19 protein-coding genes are annotated in these 16,622 nt (G+C 32.1%); 5 read left to right on the top strand and 14 right to left on the bottom strand.

Going from position 1 to position 16,622, the window contains the following annotated elements; translation table 11 throughout:
• Window positions 1-406: 406 nt before the first annotated feature.
• From ltaS to LQ694_RS11740, 6 genes are all read right to left on the bottom strand, one after another.
• A complete protein-coding gene (ltaS, locus tag LQ694_RS11765) occupies window positions 407-2,347 on the bottom strand; it encodes a polyglycerol-phosphate lipoteichoic acid synthase LtaS (RefSeq protein ID WP_049319712.1) in 1,941 nt (646 codons plus the stop codon).
• A gap of 200 nt (window positions 2,348-2,547) precedes the next feature.
• Window positions 2,548-3,552, bottom strand: a complete 1,005-nt coding sequence (locus LQ694_RS11760) for a 5-oxoprolinase subunit C family protein (protein ID WP_239772070.1) — start codon at window positions 3,550-3,552, stop codon at window positions 2,548-2,550.
• Window positions 3,543-4,244, bottom strand: a complete 702-nt coding sequence (locus tag LQ694_RS11755) for a carboxyltransferase domain-containing protein (RefSeq protein WP_049319710.1) — start codon at window positions 4,242-4,244, stop codon at window positions 3,543-3,545. Before LQ694_RS11755 ends, LQ694_RS11760 begins: the two co-directional genes overlap by 10 nt.
• A 40-nt stretch (window positions 4,245-4,284) precedes the next feature.
• A complete protein-coding gene (locus LQ694_RS11750) occupies window positions 4,285-4,497 on the bottom strand; it encodes a hypothetical protein (protein ID WP_049319709.1) in 213 nt (70 codons plus the stop codon).
• Window positions 4,498-4,558: 61 nt separating this feature from the next.
• A complete protein-coding gene (locus LQ694_RS11745) occupies window positions 4,559-6,307 on the bottom strand; it encodes a chorismate-binding protein (RefSeq protein WP_070369019.1) in 1,749 nt (582 codons plus the stop codon).
• Window positions 6,285-6,887, bottom strand: coding sequence for an anthranilate synthase component II (locus LQ694_RS11740; RefSeq protein ID WP_058611509.1), 603 nt, complete (start codon window positions 6,885-6,887; stop codon window positions 6,285-6,287). Before LQ694_RS11740 ends, LQ694_RS11745 begins: the two co-directional genes overlap by 23 nt.
• A gap of 203 nt (window positions 6,888-7,090) precedes the next feature.
• Between LQ694_RS11740 and queC the strand changes: the two genes are divergently transcribed.
• From queC to queE, 3 genes are read left to right on the top strand one after another with little or no spacing between them, the layout of a single operon-like run.
• Complete coding sequence (gene queC, locus LQ694_RS11735; RefSeq protein ID WP_058611510.1) at window positions 7,091-7,759, top strand: 7-cyano-7-deazaguanine synthase QueC; 669 nt, start codon at window positions 7,091-7,093, stop codon at window positions 7,757-7,759.
• Complete coding sequence (gene queD / locus LQ694_RS11730) at window positions 7,759-8,190, top strand: 6-carboxytetrahydropterin synthase QueD (RefSeq protein ID WP_218696895.1); 432 nt, start codon at window positions 7,759-7,761, stop codon at window positions 8,188-8,190. Before queC ends, queD begins: the two co-directional genes overlap by 1 nt.
• Window positions 8,183-8,893: a 7-carboxy-7-deazaguanine synthase QueE gene (gene queE / locus LQ694_RS11725; protein WP_065380976.1), complete on the top strand. Its 711-nt coding sequence runs from the start codon at window positions 8,183-8,185 to the stop codon at window positions 8,891-8,893. Before queD ends, queE begins: the two co-directional genes overlap by 8 nt.
• Window positions 8,894-8,989: 96 nt before the next feature.
• Here the strand turns inward: queE and LQ694_RS11720 are convergent, their stop codons facing one another.
• Entirely contained in the window at window positions 8,990-9,658 is a 669-nt protein-coding gene (locus tag LQ694_RS11720; RefSeq protein WP_058611513.1) for a DUF1129 family protein, read from the bottom strand.
• Window positions 9,651-9,989: a PadR family transcriptional regulator gene (locus LQ694_RS11715; protein WP_058611514.1), complete on the bottom strand. Its 339-nt coding sequence runs from the start codon at window positions 9,987-9,989 to the stop codon at window positions 9,651-9,653. The genes LQ694_RS11720 and LQ694_RS11715 overlap by 8 nt, the downstream gene beginning before the upstream one ends.
• 185 nt (window positions 9,990-10,174) lie before the next feature.
• Between LQ694_RS11715 and LQ694_RS11710 the strand changes: the two genes are divergently transcribed.
• Complete coding sequence (locus LQ694_RS11710; protein ID WP_037589261.1) at window positions 10,175-10,816, top strand: hypothetical protein; 642 nt, start codon at window positions 10,175-10,177, stop codon at window positions 10,814-10,816.
• Window positions 10,817-10,867: 51 nt separating this feature from the next.
• A complete protein-coding gene (locus tag LQ694_RS11705) occupies window positions 10,868-11,116 on the top strand; it encodes a GlsB/YeaQ/YmgE family stress response membrane protein (protein ID WP_025904751.1) in 249 nt (82 codons plus the stop codon).
• Between the two features lie 55 nt (window positions 11,117-11,171).
• On the opposite strand, the gene LQ694_RS11700 is transcribed toward LQ694_RS11705, so the two are convergent.
• The 6 genes from LQ694_RS11700 to LQ694_RS11675 all read right to left on the bottom strand — a co-directional run bounded on the left by LQ694_RS11700 (window position 11,172) and on the right by LQ694_RS11675 (window position 16,479).
• Entirely contained in the window at window positions 11,172-11,903 is a 732-nt protein-coding gene (locus tag LQ694_RS11700) for a YwiC-like family protein (RefSeq protein ID WP_231493066.1), read from the bottom strand.
• Window positions 11,904-11,979: 76 nt separating this feature from the next.
• Window positions 11,980-12,807, bottom strand: coding sequence for an aldo/keto reductase (locus tag LQ694_RS11695; RefSeq protein WP_196968042.1), 828 nt, complete (start codon window positions 12,805-12,807; stop codon window positions 11,980-11,982).
• A gap of 13 nt (window positions 12,808-12,820) precedes the next feature.
• The gene (locus LQ694_RS11690) at window positions 12,821-13,543 is read right to left on the bottom strand and encodes a pseudouridine synthase (protein ID WP_065380975.1); all 723 of its coding nucleotides are present in this window, start codon (window positions 13,541-13,543) and stop codon (window positions 12,821-12,823) included.
• 248 nt (window positions 13,544-13,791) lie between these two features.
• A complete protein-coding gene (locus LQ694_RS11685) occupies window positions 13,792-14,106 on the bottom strand; it encodes a DUF3817 domain-containing protein (protein ID WP_096791098.1) in 315 nt (104 codons plus the stop codon).
• A gap of 3 nt (window positions 14,107-14,109) precedes the next feature.
• Window positions 14,110-15,456 carry a hemolysin family protein gene (locus tag LQ694_RS11680; protein WP_048539964.1) on the bottom strand — a complete coding sequence of 449 codons (1,347 nt, stop codon included), beginning with the start codon at window positions 15,454-15,456 and terminating at the stop codon, window positions 14,110-14,112.
• 234 nt (window positions 15,457-15,690) lie between these two features.
• Window positions 15,691-16,479 carry an alpha/beta fold hydrolase gene (locus LQ694_RS11675; RefSeq protein WP_096791097.1) on the bottom strand — a complete coding sequence of 263 codons (789 nt, stop codon included), beginning with the start codon at window positions 16,477-16,479 and terminating at the stop codon, window positions 15,691-15,693.
• Between the last annotated feature and the right edge of the window lie 143 nt (window positions 16,480-16,622).

Below are 16,622 nucleotides of genomic sequence, written 5' to 3'. Positions count from 1 at the left end.
TTTACCACCTCTTTAACTCACATCTTGACCTATCTCGTGAGTTTACTGCCTCTTTAACTCACATCTTCTTCAATCTCGTGAGTTTACCACCTCTTTAACTCACATCTTCTTCAATCTCGTGAGTTTATTACCTCTTTAACTCACGTCTTTCCCAATCTCGTGAGTTTACTGCCTCTTTAACTCACATCTTGACCAATCTAGTGAGTTTACTCCAACTTTAACCCATATTCCTCACTAAAAAGTACATTTTCAACCTCTCACATCTCCTAAATCATACTTCTCCACCCTACATCACTCACACCTCCCTCTATCTCATACATCCCCAGTCACCAACTCACATCTCCCATTTCCAACATAAAAAAGTACCACAAAATCTCATGATTTTGTGGTACTTATCTACTCATAATTATTTTTCTTGATAACCGTTACCGGATTTGTATTCATAGTTTGATGGCTTAACTTTCTTGAAGTCAGGGTTATCATAGAATCTGAATAAGTCTCCGTGTAATAACTGGTCTGATAATTCGAGTTCTTTTTCGACGTTATTTTTATTTTCTTCTAAATCTTTAGGTTTCGTCTTCATAGGTTTATTAGTCTTATTGTCGTACACAGTGCTACCGATTGATTTATATTCTGGCGTTATAAAGTCACCATTTCTAAATGCAACTGTTTGATCGTGTCCTTTAGCTAATAAGTCTGTACCAAACATAATGTAGTTGTTTGATTTAATACCTAATACGTCTAATAATGTAGGCATTACATCTGTTTGGCCACCGTATGTTTCATCGACGCCACCTTTAAGACCTGGTACTTTCATAAAGAATGGCGTTCTGTTTAAGTCCATGAATTTAGCTGGAGTGATTTCATCTTCACCAAGTAAATTAGCCATTGCTTTATTATGGTTCTCAGAAATACCATAGTGGTCTCCGTATATGATGATTACTGAATCATCATATAAACCTTCTTTTTTAAGTTCTGTCATGAATTTTTCTAATGATTCATCTAAATAACGAGCTGTTTGAATATAACCATCTAATGTTGCACTACCTGTGTCTGGTTTCTCAATCGTTGCATCTTCTTTACTCAATGTGAATGGGTAATGGTTAGTCAACGTAATTAAATGAGAATAGAATGGTTGTTTTTGTTCTTTTAGATGTGAAATGGATTCATCAAAGAATACTTCATCTTTTAAGCCTAAGTTTTCAAGATTTTTTTGTTGCATATCATAATAAGTTGCATCATAGAACTTATCTACACCAAAATGCTTGTACACTTGATCTCTGTTCCAGAATGTTTTGTAATCACCATGCATAACTGATGTTTCATAGCCGCCTTGTTGATTTAAAATTGCTGGCAGTGATTGATAAGTGTTGTCACCTTTTAATGAGAATGCTGAACCTTGTGGTAAACCGAAAATACTATTATCCATCGTTAATTCTGAATCGGCTGTTTTACCTTGACCCGTTTGATGGAAGAAGTTTGGATAGTATTTGTAACCTTTATCACCTTTTGCTAAAGAGTTTAAATATGGTGTTACTTCTTCACCATTAACTTTAAAGTCAATTAAGAAAGATTGGAAACTTTCTAAGTGAATTTTAATAACGTTCTTGTCTTTAGCGATACCAAATGTTTCTTTGTTAGGTTCTTGATATTTCTGCTTTGTATAATTTTTAACTTGTGTTAAATCATCTTCACTTGCCAATGCTTTTTGCGAATTATTTTGAATCGTTTTAACCCCGTCATAAACCGTAAAGTTATAAGGTCCTAAATATTTAACTAAATATTTATGGTCAAATGTACGTGTTAATAATTCTGGTCTATCTGATTCAGCAAATGCTAAGTTTAGGAAAAATAGTGCTACTGCTACACCCATAACAACTGGGACAAATTTCTTTGGAAATGCTTTTACTGATAAATTATTTCTCTTAAAGATCAACACAAATAAGAATATGATCGTATCTGTGAAATATATAAAATCGTACCAAGAGAATGAACTATATACCGCACCAGACATTGATTCTACGTTACTTACTTGATTCAAAGTACTAAATGTTAAGAAATCTGAAAAGAATCTAAAGTACACGACGTTCGCATATAGTAAGAACGATAGTACAAATCCAGCGATAAAAATAAACCAGAACGACTTTCTTCCCTTAAAGAATAAGAATACGCTCAATATTAGCGCAATCAAGCTGTATGGGTTCATTAATAAAATTAAATTCTGTACGAGTCCCTTTACCCCGAGTGACAAATCTACATAATAGGCAAAATAAGTCTTTAACGCTATTGCTAAAATCGTTAGCAAGAAGAAAGTAAAGACGCCTATCTTCCTATTTTTAGTTTTCATACCGTTCCTCCGTATCTCAACTCATATCAATTTTCATTATTATTTCATTACATATTATTGAAGGTTGTAATATTCTTGTAATATTTAATGTACAGTATTATAATTTATACTATTTTACAATAAATTTCAACTAAAAACCTAAAATACAAATAAGAAATGTGTAAAAAGTGCACACAATAGACACAATTCACACATAGAAATTACTTGTTTAATTCTTCATTTAATTTATATCTGATGCCGGTTTTTATTTGCTTAACGAATTGAGCATGTTTTCTCATATTGCGTTCCGCTTCTTGTATTGTTATTTTCTTAAAGATGAGTTTTGAACCTTGCTTTTTTTGTGCTAATTTATCGATATGATAAGAAGCAATTGTTCCAATTTGAGGATAACTGGATAATGATTGATGATCATTCAACATCACGACCGGTTGATTCCCTTCATTTAATAGAACAGTACCTTTTTTAACACTTAAAAATGACTGATCGACGATTCTACGATTAATAACGGAGTTTCCTTCTAATGTTAATCCTGTTCGATTAAAGCGATTAGATACTTTATAAACTTGGCTCTCAAGATGCTTAATCTCTGCTTCATTAAAGTGTGTCATACCTTCTCCCGATATAACATGGAATATATCTGTTAAATAATTTAAGGCTAACGTATATTGGTCTACGCCCCATGAAGCTGTTTTGCATTCTTCTAGATTTTCAAATAGCTTTTTTTGTAAAGGGGTGTAGTTACGGCACATTTCGATTTCATCGCCTGCTTGTAAAGTACGACCGTGGTAGCCACCCATTTCTAAGCGGATACTCGTAGATTTTGAACCTAACCATTCTTCAGCAACAATACCACCTGCAATTGCTAAATAACCTCTCGTACCTTTAGATGCTTCACCAAATTTTAATACTTCACCTTTATCCATCAAATGAATTTTATATGGTGCTATTTTCTTTCCATCTACAAATGCAGGGAAATTCGCCCCCGTAAATGCGATTAAAGTTGGTTCTGTAAATTGAATAGATGGCAACTTAATCGTCATTTCGATTAGAGCTTCCCCTTCTTCATTACCTACAAGCATATTAGCGAGTCTATGATTTAATTGATCGATTGAACCATTTTTAACAATGCCAATATGTTGCTGTTTTTGCCTTCCTAAATCTTGAATCGAAGAGTATATTCCAGCTTCTCGAATAATTAATGACATGGCTTATACCCTCCATCCTTGCTTTGCAGTTGATCTACAATATTTAAGGTGACATCATCACCAAAATTAAGCTTACAAACATTATTTTGTCTGTCGTATATTTCAATATTCGTCCAACCAATGACTGGCCATTCACCACTTGTATCAGTTGTCGTAATAAATAATTTATCTCTTTCGATACACAATGATCCTTTAGGGATAAACTGTTTAAACTGTGCATTACCTGAATGCAATCGATGACTTAATCCAGATAAATAAGGACATCCTGGAGTATGACCTATCATTGAAACAAAATACGTTCTAGATTCCAACACTTGTCTTTGTTCTTCTTCTGTTAAGTCTGTTAACGTATCAAAATCCGGACCATATTCGCCACCTACAATGACATCTATCATAATCGATTCCTTTGTAACTTCTCTATCATTAATGTCTTGCTTTTTCTGATAAATAATACGTTCTACAAATTCAGTCATATATTTAAATGGCTCATTGATACCATGGTTCATCATCATGCTATATGGATGATACACAACCATTAAACTATTTTCACTTGGTATAACCTCATCTATAAAAGGCATATCTTGATTTAATATTTCTAATCTAAATTCATTAATTTCATGCGTTAGCTGTCTCGAAGGTTCACGATCGCTCATTACAGTCAATGCAGAATCGCCCTTAGGATATATGCGCATTTAAGACACCTCATTCTATTCTGCTATATATAAAGCATCATTATTTACGATAAAATACATCTGTTAAATCAATAAATACATGTGTTAATTGATTTACAAATAAGCCTACAAAAACAATTGCAACGGCAAATCCAATATATAAATACGCAAAACTTTGCTTATTTTTCTCTTTTCTCAATTCACCTAAAACGATTCGCTTTAAGTAAAATGCAATTACTATCACTATTACTAAATATAATAATGTTAAGAACATCTTTTTTCACCCGTCCTTATATGATGTTTACTATTTTACTATTTGTATCTTTATATTGCCATCATAATTTTAAATCTATTTTAGTCCATTCTCGCAAACTATTGATCATGTAGATTTCACAATTTGACCTTTCGATATCATTGATTAACTCATCCACAGTTATATTTTTTTCTTCAATGAGGTTATCCTTTAATAATGCTTGCCTCATACAACCGTTTAAAAATTGTCCATGATATGGAGGTGTGATATATGCATCACCTATTTTAATAACAACATTACCAATATCAAATTCCGTGATTTCATTCTGTTCATTATAATACAATATGACATCTGTATCATGATTATGTTGAAAATGCTGACGTTCAGTTGTTTTGTGTATCGTATAAATAGAAGAAACTCGTTTACTCTGTAACAACTGAGCTGTTAAAGATTGAGATGAATCAATTATTGGTGAAGCATTAACATTAAATGTACCATCTGAATTTAATTCAACTCTTAATTTATATGTGCCATCTACATAAGTATTAACCATGTCATTAAGCATAGTATCCCATTCGTCGTTATTAAATTGAATATTTAACGCTTCAGCACTTGTAGAAATTCTGTGCGTATGTTCCTCGCGTCTTTGGACTTTTCTATTTTCTAATCTCATCGTTTCAATGAGATTTACATGTCGGCTTTCTAATATTTTAGACTTCATTATGAATTCCTCAATTTCAGCTTCAGCATTCGAATCTATTGTGATACCAGCTCCAACGCCATAAACTGCTCTTTCTGAATTTGAATGTATCGTTCTAATTGGAACATTAAAAATCATTCTATTATCAGGTAATAACAAACCTATCGTTCCACAATATATGCCTCTTGGTCTATTCTCTAATCGTTTGATAATGGCCATCGTTGATTCCTTTGGGGCACCTGTTATCGAGCCACATGGGAACAGTGCTTGAAGTAGGTTAAATAATGATTGTTGTGCTTTCAATTGACTTCGAATCGTGCTGGTCATTTGATATACCGTTTGATAAGGTTCGATTTTAAATAAATCAATGGCATTAACCGTTCCAACTTCAGAAATTTTACTTAAATCATTTCTAAGTAAATCTACAATCATGACATTTTCTGCTCTATCTTTTTTAGAATGCTTAAGTTGTTCATAATTTGTTTGATCTTCTGCTTTATAATTTCCTCTTGAAATTGTACCTTTCATTGGTTTCGTTAATATTGTATTTGGCCTTTGTTGATAAGGACCATATTGAAAGAAAAGTTCTGGTGAAATCGATATAATCGTTTCATCTTCAAGTTCAATATATGCTTGATAATCTCCATTAGCATCCTCAGTGAGTGCTTGATAATAGGCATAACCATGACGGATCGGTTCTGATTCAAGTTTTGTCGTATAATTAACTTGATACGTATTTCCTAGTCTAATTTCATCTTGAATAGCATGTATATTGTTTGATAAACGTTTATCTGAATCTGTTCTTCGCCATTCAACATGTTCATTTATATATGTATAATGCGTTTTGTCATTAAAGTGTGAGACCGGTTGTTCGAATACTTGAATACTCCCATAATGATGAGACGGTTTAAACACATCTAACGTCGAATCAAAAGCAGCTGCGCTTTCATATGGTAAAGTCACAACAACATAGTATCCTTCCTTCTGATAGCGCTCTGCTTCATGTACAAGGTCTGATACTTCTTCAATCGTTCTTGCATATTTAATGACAATAGGGTCCTCAAATTTATAATCTAATTTCTCTTCTATTTGACTTTCTGAAATATATTTAAATTGTATATGTGTCTTCAATCTCTACACCTGCCTTTACTAAAAAATTCGCAATTTGTTCTAATCCATATTCACTTAATATAGCTTCCGGATGGTACTGTACCGCTTCAATTGGTAAATGTTGATGACGTATAGCCATCGGGATACCTTCTTCTAACCATGCTGAAACCGTAAACCCTTCAGGTATATGGTGCTTATCTGCTATTAAAGAATGATATCTTGCCACTTCAAATGATTCAGGCAATCCTTCAAACATACCTTTCCCATCATGTTTAATCGTTGCTGTATGCCCATGTACAGGACGTGGACCTTTTACGACTTTGCCACCAAAAGTAGATATCAATAATTGAAAACCAAGACATACACCTAATATGGGTATATCTTTATAAATAGATTGAAGAAACGCCTTTAACTGTACATAATCATCTGGATGACCAGGGCCAGGTGAAATGATCATAGCGTCTGGATTAATTGCACGTACAACATCACAAGTTGCCTCTTCAGATTTCAAAATTTTTATTTGTTCGTTTTTCGTCAGTATATTAATATACTCGATAATGTTATATGTAAATGAATCATGGTTATCTATCATTATAATCATATGTTTATTCGCTCTTCTTTCGTTAATTTCATGTCAATCATACCATATACTAAACTTGCTTTTACAATTTGATTATATTATCATTTGTATATTCAATAAACTAAGAGGTTACTAGCTTACACCCTCTATAAAAAACTAGACACCTACGTCTACCTTTTTATAGAAGGCAGGCTTTTTTTATGCCTTTATAAAGGAGAAACACTATGTCAGAAACATTAAAAAATGAAAAAGCAGTTGTTGTGTTCAGTGGCGGACAAGATAGTACAACATGCTTATTCTACGCGAAAGAACATTTTAAAGAAGTAGAATTAGTGACGTTTCAATATGGCCAACGCCATGATTTAGAAATTAAAGTTGCTGAAGATATTGCCAAAGAACAAGGATTAAAGCATCATATTCTAGATATGTCATTACTTTCACAACTATCCCCTAATGCACTAACAGACCATACAATGCAAATAGAAAATGATGAAAATGATATACCTAATACATTTGTGCCAGCACGTAATTTACTATTCTTATCATTTGCCGGTGCATTAGCATACCAAATTGGTGCTAAACATATTATTACAGGTGTTTGCGAAACAGACTTTAGCGGGTATCCAGATTGTAGAGATAGTTTTATTAAATCTATGAACTTATCACTTAACTTATCAATGGATAAAGATTTCGTCATTCACACACCGCTCATGTGGTTGAATAAAAAAGAAACTTGGGCACTAAGTGATCAATTAGGTGCATTAGACTATGTTAGAGAAAAAACATTAACGTGTTATAACGGTGTGATGAGTGATGGTTGCGGTGAATGTCCTGCTTGTAAATTAAGAAAACAAGGATTAGACCAATACCTAGAAACGAAAGGAAGTTTATAATGTTACAACAAATCTATCCGAGCGTTCAACACCCTTATGCTTTCGAACTAAATAAAGACTTTAATTTTTCAAGTGCACATTATATTCCACACGAAGAAGCCGGTAAATGTATGAACGTACATGGACACACATATTTTGTTAATTTAACAATTGCTGGCGACGAATTAGATAAAATGGGCTTTTTAGTAAACTTTAGCGAATTAAAATCATTAATCCATAAACGTTATGATCATCAACTTTTAAATGACTTTGAAGAATTCAAAGATTATAGTCCTTCTACTGAACAAGTAGCTCAAACAATTTATAATATCGTTCAAGCATCTCTAAATAAGCGCGATAACAAACCTAAATGTGTACAAGTATTTGTGAGAGAAACACCTACAAGTTATGTCGTTTACCGTCCAACTAAGAAAGGTGACGACAATGCCTAAAATACCAGTGTTAGAAATCTTCGGTCCAACGATTCAAGGTGAAGGTGCAGTCATTGGTCAAAAAACGATGTTTGTTAGAACAAGTGGTTGTGATTATAGATGTAGTTGGTGCGATTCAAGTTTCACATGGGATGGCTCAGCTAAAGATGATATTCGATTACTTGAACCAGAAGATATTATTTCTGAATTAGATCAACTCGCTCCAAATAAATATCAACACGTTACGATATCAGGTGGTAACCCTGCTCTGATTAAAAATATAGGTCCGTTCGTAGAAGCTCTTAAAGCACGCAATATAAAGACCGCACTTGAAACTCAAGGGTCTAAATTCCAAGAATGGATGACGCTAATCGATGACTTAACGATTAGTCCTAAGCCACCAAGTTCTGGTATGAAACCTAATTTAACAATACTAGATGAAGTTATCGCACAATGTGTAGAAGAAAGTCTTTCACTTAAAGTTGTGATTTTCGACGAAGCAGACTATCAATTTGCTAAAGATATACACAAGCGATATCCTACTATCCCATTCTATTTACAAGTAGGTAATCCTTATCTAGACGATAGCGTTTCAAACCATACTGAGAAATTACTCGAAAAATATGAACAACTGATTGATAAAGTAATGAATGATACTTTAAATGATATTTTTGTCTTACCACAGCTACATACACTGTTATGGAGTAATAAAAAAGGTGTTTAATATTTCCTAGGAAATAGCATACAAAATATAAAATAAGCACATCACTACCTTGAAAATTCTAGTTAAGTGATGTGCTTATTTATATTGGTCTATTATTTATACAGCTTTTGGCTGTCTTTTCATGACTTTATATATAGCGTAAATTGCTATGCCTAATATAAGGAAAATCCACCAAGGAATATAAACTTTCATCATATCTTTAAATACAAGATTAGGTACTAATATTAGAATTGCTGGTATAACACCAACTAATAGTCCAGCATATGCTGATTCTTTTATCTTCTTATATTTAGATTTATCAAAGATATATCTTTGGATAATATTGAATAATGCTTTAACAATAAAGAATCCACCTATTGGCACGATAAGTAAAAGGAAAAGTGTAGATATAAGTGGTGTCTTATAATCAACAAATATACCTACTATACCTGTAATAACAAAATATACACTATAGAAGTACGCTACACCCATTCCTACCATTTTTAAAATTGCTTTATTAGATTCATTTGGTAGTTCGTTTAATATATCATCGGCATGACCTTTAACATCATGACCGAAAAATTCAATTGCAGTAGTGCCATTCGAAACAGCTTCTAATAAATGATCAAGGACATCCATTAATATGACTTCTGATTCATGTTCATTTACTCTTAAATCCGTTCTAACATATAATAAGAAATCTTCATAAACTTCTAAATCTGCTTCATTTAGCTGCCTTCTCTTCTCGTTGTTTTCTTTGACCAGTTGTTTAGTTGTTCTAGACATCTTCATTGCTCCCTTTTAACAATTTAGTAATAGGATCTTTAATTTCAAGCCATTCTTTTCGTACGATTTCTAATTCTTCGCGACCTTTATCTGTAATATAATAATATTTTCTTTTAGGCCCTTTTTCACTATGCTTAAACTCACTATAAATAAAATCCTTCTTTAATAATCTAAGTAAAATAGGATATATCGTTCCTTCACTTACATCGGTAAATTGATGTTCATTTAATTTGCGAGATAATTCATAACCGTATACTGGTTGAGATTGTATTATAGATAAAATACAAGCATCTAATAACCCTTTTCTCATCTGTGTCTTAATTGTCGACATCTTAATAACCTCTTCCAAATTTCACAGCTATTTTGTATTACAAGATAGCTTACTTTTATACTATTAGAGTTTAATTCATTTGTCAAAGGGTCTTTAAATTTTTTTACAAAACATATATTTAGTGATTATATGTTTAGAAATTGTTATAATTCTTAGATGAGACTATTTTAAGGCAGGAGACAGATATGGCATTCCTCGTTTCAATTAATATCATTCTGTGTATCGTCTTGATGTCATATAACTTTGTAGTAATGAATAAGAAATCGCGTATCAATCATTACGCAATTTCAATCACAATTGCTTTGAATGGTTTAATATCCTTTATAATCATCAAAGAAATCAACTTCATCACGATTGCAGTAACGACTATGTTACTTATATGGGCATTTTTACATACATGGATTCAAATTAAATACGTTCCAAACTACATTGAAAATCAATATTTCGTACTTTATATCATTACAATTGTATTTAGTATGTCTTTAAACATTGTTTACTTAGATAGTACACTTTCAATTTATCAATCAGTACCTTATTTAGGTGTCAGTTTATTTATATTTGGACAAATCATTGCTTATTTATCGTTATTCACAGAACCTATTGAATCAGACGGTAAAAGGCTCGCAAAAATCTACCAAAATGGTATATATCGATACTTTATTCACCCACGTTTAGTTGGTGAGATATTATCGATTGTAGCGTTAATATGTATGATTGTCCTTACGCCTCATTGGTTCCTATTAATACCAGTGTTCCTTTTTTATATCATGTTTATTTTATGGCAAAAGTTATTCAAAACTTCTTATTATGTTTCACATAGCGAATAACAGGGTACTTAACTATAGTAATAAGAAATATAATTAAGGAGGTACACTCAAATGGGCTTTATATTAATGTTAATCGTAGGTGGGCTAATAGGTTGGCTAGCAGGTGTTATATTAGGTAAAGATATACCTGGCGGCATAGTCGGTAATATTATTGCCGGTTTAATTGGTTCAGCGATTGGTGGTTCTTTACTTGGAGATTTAGGTCCAGTATGGGGTGGCGTCGCAATCATACCAGCACTAATCGGTTCAATCATTTTAATTCTTGTATTATCATTTATTTTGAAATTGATCAAAAAATAATCAATCTTCAATTAATAGATAAAGTTAAAGCAACCATCTGCGGATGGTTGCTTTTTTAATGTAAAAATATAGATCCAACTACTAATACAAATACTGAATTAGCTATTTCAATTAAGCCTACATGCATAATTTTTATTTTCTTACCATATAAAACGATTGATCGTATTAAACTCGGTATATACATCAACATAACGAGTGGATGTATAAAGAATCCTACAACAACTATACATAAGTGATAAATCCAAGATGACCATTTATATTTTACGGATTTTTTCTCTCTAATCATCGTCTTAACGTATAAAATTGTACCGAAGAAATATAAGAAACTTAATATAAAGACTGGTAACCAAGATTGAACTTCTGTTATAGATACATTTAATAAAGTACTGATCACACCAAATAAACAGAATATCAAAACAGCTATTAAATCATTAGTAAATGCTCTTTCATTTTTCTTTTTAGCAAAATAGGCGTTTAATAATGATAAAGGTACCATCAGTAGAAAAATCCATATCGTAACTGGTTTATGTAATACGATTGGTATAAAAGATATGACGACAATCAAAGCAAATATGCCTGCCGTATAAATATAACCTATTATTTTCTTCCTTTTCTTTAAGTAGAAGAAGATTTGATCACTCATGAAATAAGATGCCAGTACACCTAAATACAATAATAAATGAAAGTATGTAAAACCAGTTGCTGCAATTCCGAATGCGATTGGTAGTACAATCATTGACCATACACCATGTTGATTTGGTTTTTTAAATTTAAACAAATAAAACACCTCCACAGTTTCATTTTACTAAAAGATGCATATGAAATACATCTTAATTCAAACAAATCTGTGAAGGTTCTATATTTTACTTCATATCTCCAATTTTAACTTCATCTGGATCTCTAAATTGTCGTTCATCTGTATTTAATTGGTCGATTTTGTCTAAATCTTCATCACTCAATTCAAAATCAAATACATCAAAATTCTCTCTGATTCTATTATCGTTTTGAGATTTTGGAATAACGAGTCTACCTTGTTGTAAATGCCATTTAATAATAACTTGTGCAACAGTCTTATTATACTGATCTGCTATACTTTGTAAATCTGCGTTTTTTAACCATTCGCCACCTCTCATTAGAGGACTCCATGCCATTAATTTAATTCCTTTACTTTCGCAATATGCTTGTAATGCTTTTTGATTAAATAATGGATGAAACTCAACTTGGTTAACTGCAGGTACAATTTCAGTTTCAGCTAATAATTTATCTAAATGATGTTCTTTAAAATTACATACACCAATTGCTTTAATTTTGCCTTCTTTATATAACGTTTCTAGTGCTTTATACGTCTCAATAAACAATCCATCTTCAGGACATGGCCAATGAATTAAATACATATCGATATACGTAAGTTGCAATGATTCTAATGAGTCATTAAACGCTTTAATAGTTGCATCATACCCTTGGAAGTCATTCCATAATTTAGTTGTAATAAATAAATCTTCTCGATTGATATTTAATGTTTTTAAAGCTGCGCCTAATGCTTTTTCATTTTTATAAAACCAAGCTGTGTCTATCGCTCGATATCCTGCAGCAATTGCTGTATGGACTACTCTCTCAACATCAGCATCTTCAATTTTGTATACGCCTAAACCTAATTCTGGTATCTCTACATTGCTATTTAATTTAACCATTTTATTATCCCCTTTATTTAGATGTCATACGGTCTCTTTTAGGTGTATAAGCGAGCGAACGTGTCAGTTCTTCAAATTCTTCTTTCGTTAAATCACGCCATTCACCATATTTAATACCATCTAGCTTAATGTTCATGATACGAATTCTTTTTAATTTTTTAACATTATATCCTAACGTTTCACACATACGTCTAATTTGACGATTCAAACCTTGTGTTAAAACAATCTTAAATGTTCTATCATTAATTTGTGATACTTTCGCTGGGAGCGTCTTTTGATTTAAAATTTCAACACCTTCAGACATTTGCTTTAAGAAGTCTTTCGTTAATGGCTTATCTACTGAAACGACATATTCTTTTTCATGATGATTTTCAGCACGTAATATTTCATTCACTATATCACCATCACTTGTCAGGAGTAATAATCCTTCTGAATCTTTATCTAATCTACCAATATGAAAAATTCTTTCATGATGATTGACGTAGTCTACAACGTTACCTTTAACATGTCTTTCAGTAGTAGATGTGATACCACGTGGTTTATTAAGTGCTATATATACATAACCTTTATCAATTGTAATAACTTCACCATCAACCTTCACAACATCCGTACTTTCAACTTGAGACCCTAGTGCCGCATATTCGTCATTAATTTGAACGCGATTAGCACTTATCCATTTATCAGCACCTCTCCTCGAACATACACCAGCTTCACTTAGAAATTTATTTATTCTCATAAAAATGGTTCCTCTCTCAATCTATCTACTATATTTCCTATTTTACATGATGATCTTCATTAAAACAAAACAGTATGCGTCTATTTTGGACTTCTGACGACATTTGTATGAGCGGAGTTAGTTACACTTCCACCGACTTTTGTTACTATGGACTGCCTTAGTTACAGTTCAACCGACTTTTGTAATTCATGCAATAAAAAAAGAGCACAGGAACTAAATATCTGTCCCATGCTCTTAATATCAATTTATTATTGCGTTATCTTTTCATAAGATTTGCCATTTACAAAGAAATGATCAAATATAAATGTTCCAAAAGGAATAAATGCTACTATAAAAGCAATGACTGGCCACTTTATATGAATTCTAACAATAACTGCCATTACCAATATCATGATGACATACATTGAAAATAATCCGCCATGTATCATGCCTAATACTGAAACTACATTTGGATTACTCAACATATACTTGATAGGCATTGCTATAAATACTAATAACAGTAATGATCCACCTTCTAAATATCCTGTAAACCTAAATAATGATGTTAATGTAGTTTTGCTCACTTTTTAATCCTCGTCTTCTTCGTCTTCGTCAAATATACTTTTTCTTTCTTTTATAAAATCTTTGTGTAAAGCAACTGTCTTAATTTGATGATTTTCAACATCAATGACAACCCATTTATCAAATTCTGTATCGACATAGTCGTCTTTTTCAATTTCTGGGTTATGCGCTTGTAACCAACCACCGATTGTATCAATATCGTCTGAATCTACGAAATCAATACCGAATTTTTCTTCTAGTTCTGATAAAGTTACACGACCGTTAATTTGGTAAGTATCTTCACCAGTTTGAATGATGTCATTTACTTCGTCATCATCAAATTCATCACGAATTTCACCAACGATTTCTTCTAATATATCTTCCATCGTGATGACACCAGCTGTACCACCATATTCATCAATAACTAACGCCATATGCACATGATCTTTTTGCATTTTTACTAATGCATCACTGATTCTTGTAACTTCATGAATAAGTGGTAAGTCATGTACGTAGTTATTAATTTTAATTTGTTCTCCTGAAGCGTATTCTGTTAAAAATTCTTTAACATTTATAAAGCCTTTAATATGGTCTTTATCGCCATCTTCAGTAATTGGGTAACGTGTATAATGATGTTCATTTATAATTTCTAATAATTCTTCAATATTAAATGGTTCTGTTAATGTAACCATTTGTGTTCTAGGTACCATGATATCTTTTGCTAATCTTTCATCGAACGAGAAAATATTTTGCATATAAGCTAACTCAGTGTGATTGATTTCACCACTTTGATAACTTTGAGTCATGATAAGCTTTAATTCTTCTTCTGACATTGCTTGTTCTTCGTTAGTAGGTTGAATACCTATTGTTCTAACTAGAATACGTGCTGCGCCATTCATTGACCAAATTAACGGTTTCATAACGATACCGAAATAATATAATGGTCGGCCGAAGACAAGTGTAAGTCTTTCTGCCTGTTGAATTGCTACCGTTTTTGGTGCTAATTCACCAACTACTACATGGATAAATGTTACAATTAAGAAACTGATCGCTATGGAGAAAGTTGTTGTTAATGCATCTGGTAAGTTAAAGAAGTCTAATACAGGATGTATTAATACTTCAAATGTTGGTTCACCAATCCAACCTAATCCAAGTGATGTTACAGTAATACCAAGCTGACATGCAGATAAATAATAATCTAGTTCTTTGATCATTTTATGTACAATTTTAGCTGATTTACTTCCTTCAGAAATTAATTGTTCAATTCTAGTTATACGCACCTTTACAAGTGCGAATTCAGATCCTACAAATACCATTGTAAATGCAATTAATATAAAGAATACAATAAAGTTTATTATGGTCGAAATTTCCAATTAGTTCCCTATTTCTAGGGATTCACCTCCAAATATTTTGCGGTGACGCTATGGCCACCTTTGTATGATTTTTTTCAATAAGTTTATTTACGGTATACGTTTTCAAAACTAAATCCTTCCCATTTAGCGTCACCTCCCCCGATATTAGCATATTATTTTTAGTGTAGCATATTTTCGCCACAATTTAAATGATATAAGAAAGAATGTAAATGTAGAAATCTACACATACATTCTTTATATAGTCGTCGTTCCAACATGTTGCATGATAAATTTAGAACTAATTTTATTAAAAGCATCAGGTTGATCAATATTACATACGTGACCAGCTTTCTTTATTATTTCTATTGAAAAATTTTCATTCTCTTTAACGAGTCTTTCAACTGGAGGCATAAACAAATAATCTTCTTCCCCCATGATAAAGAGTGTCGGAATATCTCTTGTTGCAACTTGTAAATGTGCTAAATAAGGATTTACAAGCTTCGTTAATTTAACCCATTTGATAAATTGTTTTTGAGACACTTTCTTAGCTTCATTCACAAATCTTAAGCGAGATTCTTCATGAGCTTTCCTAGGCATAATAATGTAAGCAAATAATTTATAAAGCAACATATACGGCACAAAATTCATAATCGTACGGCCGATAGCTAACAAGAATTTAGTCCTTAAATTCACATTAATGATGGCGCCACCTAACACCAATGTCGTAATTCTCTCTGGATATGATTGCGCCATTGTTTGGCCAACTATTGTGCCAAGGCTCATGCCAATAATATGAGTCTTATCTATTTTCAAATGGTCCAATACATCTACAACTTCTTTTGCTAAATGTTCAAACGAATCATTTTTCTTCCATTCTTTATTCGCAGACTTCCCGTGCCCTCTTAAATCCACGAGTAATATATTAAAATGTCTCCTATAATATCTCATTTGTTTAAACCAAATCGAAGAACTACCACCAGCTCCGTGTATCAACGTAACCCATTCTGCGTCATTTGATTTAATAATTGTCTTGTAATATAACATTGTTCACATCTTTCCCTATGTTTACCATTTTCTACATATTATAATAATTTAATTTAATCATATAAAAATTTCCCCAACTTTTCAATTTTAAACATGTTAAATCAGCATCATACTTTTGGCCGAGGAATTAAAGCAATGACTAA

Source organism: Mammaliicoccus sp. P-M58, from assembly GCF_022386165.1.
Lineage (GTDB): Bacteria > Bacillota > Bacilli > Staphylococcales > Staphylococcaceae > Mammaliicoccus > Mammaliicoccus sciuri.
Note: the sequence above shows the minus strand (reverse complement) of the source record. Positions and strands in the feature narration are given on the sequence as shown.